7 protein-coding genes are annotated in these 12,145 nt (G+C 71.3%); 2 read left to right on the forward strand and 5 right to left on the reverse strand.

The features are described 5' to 3' along the window. Nucleotides 1-16: 16 nt before the first annotated feature. Together ACFE7W_RS11825 and ACFE7W_RS11830 are read right to left on the reverse strand one after the other, a co-directional pair. Nucleotides 17-3,466, reverse strand: coding sequence for a CDP-glycerol glycerophosphotransferase family protein (locus ACFE7W_RS11825; RefSeq protein ID WP_375424992.1), 3,450 nt, complete (start codon nt 3,464-3,466; stop codon nt 17-19). A gap of 116 nt (nt 3,467-3,582) precedes the next feature. Continuing rightward, a complete protein-coding gene (locus tag ACFE7W_RS11830) occupies nt 3,583-4,341 on the reverse strand; it encodes a class I SAM-dependent methyltransferase (protein ID WP_375424993.1) in 759 nt (252 codons plus the stop codon). 134 nt (nt 4,342-4,475) lie between these two features. On the opposite strand from ACFE7W_RS11830, the gene ACFE7W_RS11835 reads away from it, so the two are divergent. Continuing rightward, the gene (locus tag ACFE7W_RS11835) at nt 4,476-6,029 is read left to right on the forward strand and encodes a hypothetical protein (RefSeq protein ID WP_375424994.1); all 1,554 of its coding nucleotides are present in this window, start codon (nt 4,476-4,478) and stop codon (nt 6,027-6,029) included. Next, nucleotides 6,026-7,435: an SDR family NAD(P)-dependent oxidoreductase gene (locus ACFE7W_RS11840; protein WP_375424995.1), complete on the forward strand. Its 1,410-nt coding sequence runs from the start codon at nt 6,026-6,028 to the stop codon at nt 7,433-7,435. Before ACFE7W_RS11835 ends, ACFE7W_RS11840 begins: the two co-directional genes overlap by 4 nt. A 27-nt stretch (nt 7,436-7,462) precedes the next feature. Here the strand turns inward: ACFE7W_RS11840 and ACFE7W_RS11845 are convergent, their stop codons facing one another. The 3 genes from ACFE7W_RS11845 to ACFE7W_RS11855 form a co-directional block, all read right to left on the reverse strand. Next, entirely contained in the window at nt 7,463-8,830 is a 1,368-nt protein-coding gene (locus tag ACFE7W_RS11845; protein WP_375424996.1) for an endonuclease/exonuclease/phosphatase family protein, read from the reverse strand. 581 nt (nt 8,831-9,411) lie between these two features. Next, a complete protein-coding gene (locus ACFE7W_RS11850; RefSeq protein WP_375424997.1) occupies nt 9,412-10,038 on the reverse strand; it encodes a UdgX family uracil-DNA binding protein in 627 nt (208 codons plus the stop codon). Between the two features lie 45 nt (nt 10,039-10,083). Beyond that, complete coding sequence (locus ACFE7W_RS11855; protein WP_375424998.1) at nt 10,084-12,027, reverse strand: glycoside hydrolase family 15 protein; 1,944 nt, start codon at nt 12,025-12,027, stop codon at nt 10,084-10,086. Between the last annotated feature and the right edge of the window lie 118 nt (nt 12,028-12,145).

Consider the following 12,145-nt stretch of genomic DNA (forward strand, 5'->3'; position numbering starts at 1 on the left):
AGCTCGGTGCCGACCTTCAGGCCGAGGTGGTCGAGTCCTCGACCTGCCGGACGACGTGGCGGGGCTCGGTCGGCACCATGTTGGCCCTTCCGGCCCGACGGCCGTCGGGCTCGCCGAAGAACGCGTCGAGGACGCGGTCGCTGGCGCCCCCGTCGTCCCGCGGGGCGTAGGTCGCGGCGAACTCGGCCAGCCGGGGGGCGTAGGCGCGGCGGACCTGCTCGAGGTCCTGGAGAGCCGCGATCAGCGACGCGTTGTCGCGCAGCAACGGACCCGGCGCGGAGGTCTCGAAGTCCAGGTAGAAGCCGCGGAGCACGTCGCGGTAGTTCTCCAGGTCGTAGGTGAAGAAGAGGACGGGCCGTTGCAGCGCCGCGTAGTCGAAGAACACCGAGGAGTAGTCGGTGACCAGGACGTCGGCGACCAGCAGCAGCTCCTGGATGTCGGGGTAGGTCGCGCCGTCGACCACGAAGGACCCGACCTCGGGCGGCAGCGAGCCCAGCGACTGCCGGACCAGCTGGTGGAAGCGCACGACCAGCACGAACTCCTCCCCCAGCTCGGCCGCCAGCCGGGCGATGTCGAGCTGCAGGTCGTGCTTCCAGCTCACGCCGGGACGGTTGTCGTCGCGGAAGGTCGGTGCGTACAGGATGATCCGCCGCGGGTCGTCGGCCAGCCCGAGCCGTTCGCGGGTGGCGTGGGCCCGCTCGTCGGCGTCGGGCCAGGAGAACAGGTCGTTCCTGGGGTAGCCGGCCTCGAGGATCGTCCCGTCGAAGCGGAACGCGCTGCGGAAGCACGCGGTCGCGTAGCTGCTGGCGGAGAGCAGCACGTCCCAGAAGCTGGTCAGCCGGGCGGCGCGGACCTGGTAGTCGGCGTCCCGGCTCGCCATGTTGTCGACGTCGTGCTGCATCCGTTTGAGCGGGGTCCCGTGCCAGGTCTGCAGGAAGCGGGTGCCCTCGGGCTTGTCGAGCTCGGCGGGGAAGTTCTGGTTGTTGACCCAGTAGCGCGCCCGGGAGAGCTCCCAGTAGTAGCGCGGGGAGTGTCGGGCGATCTTGCGGGTGTGCGGGTCGGTCAGCCGCAGGGTGGTGTTGTTGGCCCAGACCAGCCGCAGCCCGTGCGCGCGCTGGGTGAGCCGCTCGTACAGGTAACGGGGACTGTCGCCGAAGTGGGCGCCGCGGTCGCACTCGAAGAACACGGTCGGCGTCCGGGGCAGCCGCGCGCCGACCGCGTACAGCCGGCCCATCCAGGTGAAGTAGCGCTCACCGGTGCGGAACCGCCACCACGCCCGCTGGACCGAGCGGGCGTTGCGCACCCGGTCGAGGACGGTGCCCAGGTCCCAGGCCTGCTGCACCGCTCCGTAGATCCGCTCGCAGCTGCGACGGTCCCGGAAGTCCACGAACGCCCGGGCGCGCTCCCAGTGCTCCTCGGTCATCCGGCAGTCGGCCTCGACGGTGTCGGCCAGGTCGGCCAGCAGCCGGTCGGGGGTGGTCGCGAGCGGCCCGGGCAGCTGGGTGGCGAAGTCGATGTGCGGCGCACGGGTCCCCACCAGCCGGCGGTGGTCGAACTGGAAGTAGTGGACCGGTCGCTGCAGGAAGCTGAAGTCCCAGGCCACGCTCGAAAAGTCGGTCACCAGCACCGCGCTGCTCATCAGCAGCCCCTGGATGTCGGCCTCCTCCTGCCGCACCAGCTGCACGTTCGCGATGGTGAAGAAGTCGGCGAAGATCCTCATGTTCGGGTGCAGCACCAGCTTGACCTGCAGGTCGTGCGCCGCGAGCAGGGACTGCAGCCGTGGGCTGGCCAGGAAGCCGTGCCAGTTCTGGAAGTAGTCGCTCTCCAGGAAGGTGTCCGGCCGCAGCGACTCCCGCCACGTCGGCATCACCAAGATGGTGCGCTCCGGCGGCTCCTCGGCGCCCTCGAAGAGCCGGTCGAAGCGGGCGAAGCCGGTGATCGGCACCTGCCGGGTCCGGTAGCCGTAGTCCTCGACCACGATCCGCTGCTCGAGCTCGGAGCAGACCAGGAAGCGTTCCGCCGGCAGCTCGTAGGTCCGCTGGCGGGCGTAGATCGGGGTCACGTTCTTGGTGGCCGTGACGCCGTGCTGCAGGAAGATGCGCACCCCACGGGTGGCGCGGGAGACCACCCGGTCGCGGGAGGCGAAGAGGTACTCGGCGTGGTGGGAGCAGACCAACCGGGAGGCGAGCAGGCTGTAGCGGATGTGCTCGCGGGAGAACCGGTCGACGACGTTGCCGAGCGGCAGCAGCTTCTCCCGGTCCGGCGAGGTCGGGTCGATCACGTAGTAGGCCCGCTTGCGCGGGTGCTCGGTGCGCAGGTAGCGGAAGAAGTGCATCCCGTTGTCCTGGGCCTTGTAGGGCACCTCGCCCACCAGCCAGATCCGGGTGAAGGGCTTGACCAGCGGGAAGAGCCAGGCGACCCGGAGCAGCCGGCGGAGGTAGGCGTAGTGGGCGGAGTCCAGCCGCTCGATCCGGAACGCGAGCTTGTGGGCCCGGTAGGTCAGGTACGGGATGAACAGGTGCGAGAGGCCCTGCTGGTCGACGGCGGTGGAGCGTAGCTGGTGCTCCCCGAGGTCGGTCGGCAGCCGCAGGCCGACCCGGGCGGGCAGCTCGGCCCCTTCCAGCAACACCTCGAGGTTGAGGTCGACGATGTCGTCCACCTCCGGCAGGGCTGCCGCCAGTGCCGCGAAGTCGAGGTGGGCCACGACCCGCCAGCGCAGCAGGCCCCAGCCCTGTCGGATCGCCTCGGGCATCAGGGACACCGTGGCCGGCAGCTCGATCCGCTCCTGCGACACGCGCCCGCGGACGACCACCGCCGCCTGCAGCACCGCAGCGTTCACCGTGTTGAGCTCCAGCGTGACGGCCGTGGCCGCCGGCCCCTGCTGGTAGTCCAGTGGCACGGCGCTGATCCGGGTCCGGGGGTCGTGGTCGAAGCGCAGCGACAGGTTGCCCTTGTCGGTCACGTCGAGCTGCACCTGCACCCCGTCGACCTCGCAGTGCTGCGCGGTGGGCGGCCGCTCGGTCTCATCCAGGCGACCCAGCCGGGACCGTCGCCGGTCCATCCGGGGCTGCTCGGGCCGCGGTTGCTCAGGAGCCCGCTGGTCCTGCGGCTCGGTGGCCGTCCGGTCCGAGGGCGTCGGGCGGCACCACTGCAGGTAGAAGTCGCCGGTGTCCCCCCGGAGGTCGTGGCGGCGCTGCAGCTCGGCCACGTCGAAGCTCGCGGCGAACCAGCCGTCCTCGTCGCTCTCGGGAGTGGGCAGGAAGACCGAGAACGCGTCCTGCCGGCTCTCCAGCACCAGACCCTCGAGCCGCCAGCCACGCCGCCGGACCTGCACCCGGACGGTGGCGCGGAACCCGTCGAGTGAGAACGCGAGGCGGCTGGGGGTGGGGGTCGTCGGCCGCCGACGTCGCACCAGCCGTCTCACCCGTCGGGCTAGTCGGGTCGACACCTTGTTCTTGACCGCCACGCTGGCGGACCTCCTCTCCCGGGCGGCCCGCGGGGCCGCGTCATCGGTGCGGTGAGCCTAGTGCTCCCCGCAATGAGTTCCGCGGAGGCGGCGGCCCGTCCCCCTCCGGGCTGCGCTCAGACGGGCATACCCACGAACGCCGCGCCCAGTCGCTCGGCGACCAGCTCGCGCAGCGGTCCGCGGAGGTCCGCGGCCGTGACGTCCCCCGCCCGGGAGGCCAGCAGCTCGAGCACCTCCGCCTCGAGGAAGCGCCCCGGGCTGACCACGCTCGAGCGGTCCAGCACCTCGGCCGGGACGGGCTGGGGGTCGGGGTGCCGGAACTCGGCCAGGATCTCGGTGAAGTTGTCGTCGATCACCGTGTTGTCCGGATCCAGCCCGACCACGGCGAGCAGGCCCGTCGGGACGGTGTCCAGCGGGACGACCACCAGGTCGGGCCGGTAGCGCTCCAGGACCTGGAGCACCCCGAAGACGTCGCCCGTCCACGCCTGGGTGTGCCGCTCCCGGGCGGCCTCGTCGACGGTGCGTGGCAGCATGTCGTCGAAGAACACCATCCCCCGGGCCGAGGAGTGCCGCTCGGCGAAGACGAAGTCACGGAGCGCGAACTCGAAGAGGTGCAGGCCGTCGATGAAGGCGAGCTCGAACGGCACCCCGCCGGTCGCCGCCAGCGGCTCGGGCCGAGCGAAGTACTCGTCGCTGGTGGTTCGGAACAGGGCGAAGTCGCCGTCCAGCTCCGCCCGGATCGAGTAGGCGGGGTCGATGCCGACCGCGCGGCAGCGGGCGAGGGCGAGGCTGCGGCCGTTACGCACCCCGATCTCCAGGTAGGTCGTCGGCGCCAGCCGGGTGTGCACCCGGGTCAGGAAGTCGAGGTAGTGCATCCCCGGACCCTAACCTGACCCACGGCCGACACGCCGGACTCCTCTGGTCCGCGGTCGTGCCGCGGACGGCGACCCGTATTCTGCCGGGATGCTCCGGGAAGCTCCCGACGGCTGTGCTGACCGAGGAGAACCGGATGACCGTCGAGCTCACCGTCGTGGTCGAGGCGAGCGGGCAGCAGTCGATCAGCGGCGTCGTCCGCTCGCTGGACGAGTCGACCCTCGAGCTCGGTCGGTTCGAGCTGGTCCTGGTCGACGGGGGCGGGGACGCCGACCGTCGGGCCTCGTGGGACCGGCTGGCCGCCCGCCGGCCCAACGTGCGGATCGCGGAGTCCTCGACCCCCCGGCACGACCTGTACACCGGCGAGTACGTCCTGCCGCTGGGCGCCGACCAGCGGCTCTTCCCCGACGCGCTCGTCCGGATGCTCGACCTGGCGCAGGCGCACCGCCTCGACGCCGTCGCCGGTCGTCAGGTGAGCCCCGGAGCGCCGCTCGACCCGTCGTTGCTGCAGGAGGACGGCGAGGTGGTCGGCGACCCGGGGCGGGTCCTCGACGGGCCGGTGGTCCTGCGGCGCAGCAGCCGGCTGGAGCCTGGAGGACAGGACACCGGGGACCTGCGGGCCGGGGTCCTGAGCAGCTACCCGGCGACCTGTGTCGAGCCGCCGGCCCAGGTGCCCGCCACATCGGCTCCGGTCGCCCGCCGTCCCCGGCTGAGCTGGGACGGCCCGGTGCTGGACATCGCCGTCGACGTGACGCTGGACGACCCGGACCTGGGGGCCCTGCGTCCCGTGCTGCTGCTGCGGCAGCTGGGCAGCGCGGTCACCTTCCTGCTTCCCACCACCGGCGAGCTCGCGACCGCGCTGGGGCTGACGACCTGGCAGACCGCCGGCCGGCTCGACGTCCGGACCGCCGCGGCCGGCTCGCCGCTGCCCGTAGCGGAGTACCAGGTGGACGTGGTGCTGGTCGGCGACGCCACCTCGACGGCCGCGGCGGCCCTGCCGCAGAGCGATGCGGAGCCGGCCCTCGTCGGGAACGTGGTGGTGGTGACGGCGGCCGTCGACGGTCGGCTGCAGCTCGACGTCGGACCGGGCCGCCACCTCCCAGAGGCCCCGGTCCCGCCCACCGCGACCACCATCGAGGAGTCCGGGTCGGGCTGCCTGCTCGAGGTGGCGCTGCCGGGCTGGCACGTCGTCGAGGGCCAGCCGCTCCCCGCCCGACTGGCTCTCGACCGCCGTCAGACGCCGGCGAAGCTCGTCCCCCGCGACGGGGGTGTGGTCCTGCAGGGCTGGGTCAGCGGGCTCGCCGGCGCCTACGACCTGTCCTGGCGGCTCGGGTCGATGCCGCTCCAGCCCCTGGGGCTGAGCCTCCGACTGGCCGGTGACGGGACTCCGAGCGTCGTCCGTCAGAAGCCGGTGGAGGCCACTCCCCCGCCCGCGCCCAAGCCGGCCCCGAAGAAGGCGGGCCCGAAGGTGGCCCCGAAGAAGGCAGGTCCGAAGGCGGCCGGCTCGAAGGCGGACAGACCCGCTGGTCCGCCGGCCGGGAAGACCCCCCGGCCCACCGGCCCCGTTGCCCGGCTGCGTCGCGCCGTGCCGAGCTCCTGGGAGCCGCGCGTCCGCCGGCTGGGTCGCAACCCCGCCCTCGGCGCGGCGTACCGCCGGCTGACCGGGCTGGCCCGGGGGCGGCGGGGGTGACCCGGCTGCGCAACGTCGCCGTGGTGCTGGCGGGGGGCACGGGCACCCGCGTCGGGCTGAGCATCCCCAAGCAGCTGATCAAGATCGCCGGCAAGCCGATCATCGAGCACACCATCGCGGCCATGCAGGCCTCACCGCTGGTCGACGAGATCCTGGTCCTGATGACCCCCGGCTACCTGGACGAGGTCCGCGCCATCGTCCGCGGCGGCGGCTACGACAAGGTCAGCCAGATCCTCGAGGGCGCCGGCACCCGCAACGACACCACGGCGACCGCGCTGGCCGCCCTCGGCGAGGCCGAGTGCAACGTGCTGCTGCACGACGCCGTCCGGCCGCTGGTGTCGCAGACGATCATCGCGGCCAACGTGGCCGCGCTGGAGACCCACCTGGCCGTCGACACGGCCATTCCGTCCGCGGACACGGTGATCAAGGTCGGGACGGACTCCGAGACCATCGCCGACGTGCTGCCCCGGCACCTGCTGCGACGGGGGCAGACGCCGCAGTCCTTCCGCCTCTCGACCATCCGCGAGGCCTACGCCAACGCCGCCCAGGACCCGAACTTCACCGCGACCGACGACTGCACGGTGGTGCTGCGCTACCTGCCGGGGGTCGACATCGCCGTCGTGCCCGGCCACGAGCGCAACATGAAGGTAACCGAGCCGATCGATGTCTACATCGCCGACAAGCTCTTCCAGCTGACGTCCGCCGACACCCCCGCGGCACTGTCGGAGGACGAGTACCGCGCCCGGCTGGCCGGCCGGACCGTGGTCGTCTTCGGCGGGTCGTACGGGATCGGCAGCGACATCGCCGGCCTGGCGCGCCGCTACGGCGCCGACGTCCGTACCTTCTCCCGCTCGGGCAGCGGCACCCACGTGGAGAACCGGGCCGAGATCGCCGGCGTGGCCGCGGCCGTCCTGGCCGAGACCGGGCAGATCGACTACGTGGTCAACACCGCCGGGGTGCTGCCCCGTGGCGAGCTGGCGGCGACGAGTGAGGAGACCGTCTACTCCTCCACCGACATCAACTACCTCGCCCCGATCTTCATCGCCCAGGAGTTCTACGCGGGCCTGGCCCAGGCCCGCGGCTCGCTGCTGCTGTTCACGTCCTCCTCCTACACCCGGGGCCGGTCGGGCTACTCCCTCTACTCCTCCGCCAAGGCCGCGGTGGTGAACCTCACCCAGGCCCTGGCTGATGAGTGGGCCGCCAGCGGGGTGCGCGTCAACTGCGTCAACCCCGAACGGACCGGGACGCCGATGCGCACCAAGGCCTTCGGCGAGGAGCCGGCCGGCACCCTGCTCAGCTCCGAGGAGGTCGCCCGCCAGTCCCTGGACGTGCTGCTCTCGGGCCAGACCGGCCACGTGATCGACATCCGCCGCGAGGACGGCCCCGCCGCCCTGGCCAACGGCTGACCGCTCCCGTTCTGCGCGGCGGTCGGGCTACAGGACCAGATCGCTGGTGATCATGTTGTGGTCGGAGGGCCGGGAGGAGTCGACGACCTTCATCACGTTCTCGAAGCGCTTGACGCCCTTGCCGCCGCGCACCATGATCACGTCGATCCGCACGCCGTAGCCCTGGTGGGCGGGGTGCAGGACCCGGTCGAAGTGGTTGATGGTGGCGTACTGGGTCTTGATCCGGACCTTGGCCGCAGCGGTGTCGGAGAAGCCCTGGGAGACGAGGTAGTCGTGCGGGGCGTTCCCGGCCTTGTTGTTCTGCCAGGAGTTGATGTCACCGGCGATGATGACCTGGCGGTGCTTGGTGTTGACCGAGGCGATGCGGGCGTAGACCGCCTTCATCTGGCGGCCGCGGAGGGCGTTGTAGGACTTCTCCTTGGTGAGGTTCTTGCTGTGCCGGTCGTCCAGGTGGACCGAGGCGAACCAGAACCGCTTCCCCGTCCGCTTGTTCTCCAGCAGCGCGTAGGCGGCGCTGCGGCGGTTGTGCTGGCTGTCGTGGACCAGCAGGGGCAGCTCGAGGCTGCAGCTGCTGCTGTAGCTCTTCTTGCCGGTCTTCTCCGGGCAGGCCCACGCGAGCTCGTAGCGGCTGCTGTCGTAGAGGATGCGGGCGCCCTGGGTGTTGTGGGTCGTACCCGGCTTCACGTACGGGGTGGTGCGCACCAGGCGGTACTTGCCGGCGCCGACCTTCTTGAGGTTGTCGAGCAGGCTCACCGTCTGCCGGGTGTGACCCTTGGTCTTGCCCTTCTTGCCGTCGGCGCGGCCGGGCCCGAGCTCCTGGATGGCCACCACCCCGGGGTTCTCCTTGCGGATCTGACGGGCCACGTCGGGCGCCCGGCGAAGCCAGCTGCGCTTGTCCGAGGTGGCGCGGGCGGTGCGGACGTTGAAGCTGCCGATGCGTACCGCGGTCCCGCTGGACGTCGCGGCCGCCGGCTTGGGCATCACGGCCTGCAGCTTGGGGTAGGCCCGGGCGGTGCCGCCGTTGACGGCGGAGATGCGGAAGTAGAGGTGGTTGCCGGTGCCGACCCCGGCGCCGGCCGAGGCGACCTGCGCCGCGGAGAGCGTGACCGAGCGCCTGGTCCTGGCCACCGTGAAGGTCTTGGAGTCCCGGCCCGTCCTCGGCATGCTCTTGCTGGTCTTGCTGAACGTCGTCAGGCCGGTCTCGATCTTGAATGCCGAGGTGTGGTTCCCGTCCTGCTTCCAGGAAATCGTCACCTGCCCGGCGCGAGGTCCTGCGACGGCCTTCACCTTGGTGATCCGCGACGGTGTGGCGGCCGCGTCGGCGGGCGCGGCGGTGGCCGTGAGGCCGGCGACGAGGGCGAGGGAGCAGACGGCGACGGTGAGCTTTCCGAACACGGGGATCTCCTCGAAGATGCATGAAATCGAGCACAAACACTGACCGCAGCAATACGGTTGCCGACCGCCCTCGCCGGCCCCATTCGGGGCGGGTTGAGGTGAACACTAGAGAGCACGGTGGTTGCGTACAAATGTCCTTCGGGCCGACCGGACGGGACCTGGGTCCGTCCGAGGAGGGACCAAAGACCCGATTCAGGCGTGACAGACGTGATCACACCGTTATCGGAGTGAGGGTTTTTGTGATGCAAGTCACAGGGCCAGACGCCCCTGGCGGGCACCGATCGAGATCGAGACCGTTACGACGGCGTGTCGTGACCCAGCCGTGACCCAGGGCGGAGACGGCGCCGACAGGCGCCGCTGCGGCTTTTCGAGCTCCGACCGGCGAATTTTCGGCGGGGCTGTTGACATCTGGCGGGTACGGCCGGCGCCGTCAGTCGAATTGGTTCCGAATTCCCCTCATCGCGATTCTTCGCGTAGGCAGAAACAAGAGAAAGGGCCGACTCCGCGCTGCTCGGGGTCGCACATGGGTGTTTCACCATCGAATGACTGGTCGCCTTCTGACCGCAGGTGACCAGCCGGGCTCAGCCCGCGACGGCCCGGGCGGCGGTGCGTAGGTCGGCGACCAGGCCGCCGAACGCCTCGTCGTGCTCCGGTCCGGCCGGGGTCCGGAGCACCGCGGAGGGGTGCAGGGTGGCCAGCAGGCGAAGGGGCCCGACCGGCGTCTCGCGCTCCATCACCTGACCGCGCTCAGCGGTGAGGCGAAAGCTCGACCCCAGCAGCGACTTGGCCGCCGAGGCGCCGAGGCAGACGACCAGCCGGGGCCGGACGGTCTGCAGCTCGGCCTCCAGCCACGGTCGGCAGGCCTTGAGGTGGTTGATCTGAGGCGTGGCGTGGATGCGGCGCGAGCCGCGCTCGGTGAAGCGGAAGTGCTTGACGGCGTTGGTGACGTAGACGTCCGCCACCCCCACCCCCGCCTCGGCCAGCGCCCGCTGCAGCAGCTGTCCGGCGGGTCCGACGAACGGGATCCCGCGGCGGTCCTCGGAGTCCCCCGGCTGCTCGCCGACGAGCATCAGGGGCGCCGCCGGGTTGCCCGCCGAGAACACCACCTGGGTTGCGGGCTCCCACAGCTCGCAGCCGCGACAGTCCGTCGCGGCCCGCCGCAGCGTGTCGACGTCGCCGCCCTCGGGCACCCACTCAGCAGCGCTCATGGCGCCACCGTAGTCGGGGGACCGACACCCGCGTCGCCGGGCGGGTCAGGCCTCCTCGTTGCCGGACGAGCCGGCCCAGCTGCTGGACTGCGGACCGTGCTGGGCGTCCTCCAGCCGGATCACGTGCATCACGGCGTTGATCAGGGCCAGGTGGGTGAACGCCTGCGGGAAGTTGCCCAGGTGCTGGCCGGTGTGCGGGTCGATCTCCTCGCCGTAGAGCTCGAGCGGGCCGGCGAAGGACAGCAGCTTGGCGCACAGCTTCCGGGCCTTCTGGTACTCCCCGATCTCGCACAGCGCCGAGACCAGCCAGAAGGAGCAGATGGTGAAGCTGCCCTCCTCGCCGGTGAAGCCGTCGTCGGTCTCCTCGACCTTGTAGCGCAGCACGAGGCCGTGGACGGTCAGCTCGTTGGCGATTGCCAGCACCGTGGCCCGGATACGCGGGTCGTCCGGGGGTAGGAAACGCAGCAGCGGCGCGAGCAGCAGCGAGGCGTCCAGTGCCTTCGTGCCGTAGTGCTGGGTGAGGACACCCCGCTCGTCGACGCCGTTGGCGAGGATGTCGTCCTTGATCTCCTGCGCGGCGAGCTCCCACTCGGCCGCCTTGCCGGTCTCGCCGGCGGCCAGCGCCAGCTTGGCCCCGCGGTCGACCGCGACCCAGCACATGATCTTGGAGGACGTGAAGTGCTGCAGCTCGCCCCGGACCTCCCAGATCCCGGCGTCCGGCTCGCGCCAGTGCTTGAGCGCCTGGGTGACCTGCTTGTCCAGGATCGGCCAGATCCGGCCGTCCAGGTGGTCCGCGGCCTTGGCGTGCAGGTAGACCGAGTCCAGCAGGGCGCCCCAGACGTCGTGCTGCTGCTGGGCGTAGGCGGCGTTGCCGATCCGGACCGGACGCGATCCGGCGTACCCGGGCAGGTGGTCGAGCTCGTATTCGGTGAGGTCCTTCTCACCGCCGATCCCGTACATGATCTGGATCTCGTCGTCGCGGCTGGCGATGTCGGCGATGAAGGAGAAGAAGTCGACGGCCTCCCAGTCATACCCCAGGGAGTACATGCCCCAGAGCGCGAAGGTGGCGTCGCGGATCCAGGTGTAGCGGTAGTCGTAGTTGCGGTTGCCGCCCGGGGTCTCGGGCAGCGACGTGGTGCCGGCGGCGGCGATCGCGCCCGTCGGGGCGTAGGTGAGCCCCTTCAGGGTGAGCGCGCTGCGCTGCAGGTAGCTGCGCCAGGGGTGGTCGGGGAACTGCCCGCGGGCGAGCCAGTGCTGCCAGTGGTGCGCCGTCCAGACCTGACGCTGGTACGCCTCGGCGTAGGTCATCGGCGGCGGCTTGTGGCCCCAGCTGAGCGCGATGTAGCGGGTGTCGCCCTCCTTGAGCAGGGTGCGGGCCGTGGCGCGGCCGCCCTCGAAGCCGAGGCGGAAGTCGGAGGTGAGGGTGAGCTGCAGCTCCGAGCCGTCCGCCGTGCCGACGCCCTGGTGGTAGCCGTGCTCGGTGTACTTCCAGCTGACGTGGGCCTGCCCGTAGTCCAGCACCGGCTCGCAGTCGACCACCGTCTGCACCTCACCGGAGACGCAGCGGATCGTCCGCAGCAGGGTGTGCTCGGCCTCGTAGTCGTTCGGCGTGCGCTCGTGGGTGTGCGAGCGGGTGTCCTCGTGTCGCCACGGGCCGATCAGCAGGGCGTCCCGGACGATGATCCAGCCGGTCGGGGTGCCCCAGCTGGTCTCGAGGATCATCGTGCCGGGCAGGTAGCGCCGGTCCCCCGGCACCGTCACGTCGTCCGGCGCCACCCGGAACGAACCGGCCAGCTTGCCGAGCATGCTGCCGAACGCGCTGGGTGAGTCGAAGCGGGGCAGGCACATCCACTCGACCGAGCCGCTGGGCCCGACCAGCGCCGACACCTCGCCGTCGCTGAGGAAGCCGTAGTCCCCGATCGGGGTGTCGCGGCTCCGCGTCCCGGGAGCCCCGAGCTTGACCTTGTCCTTCGTCCGCTTCTTCGCCATGGGAGGAGCATGGCTGGCCCGCTGCGGACTGGCAAGCACTGTCGGCCCGCAGGCAGCGTTGCGCCGTCTTCCTCGCGTTGCGCCGTGTACACCGGGCGCAACGGTGGCCAGACGGCGC

The sequence above is a fragment of the uncultured Friedmanniella sp. genome (genome assembly GCF_964244285.1).
In the GTDB taxonomy this organism is placed as follows: domain Bacteria; phylum Actinomycetota; class Actinomycetes; order Propionibacteriales; family Propionibacteriaceae; genus Microlunatus.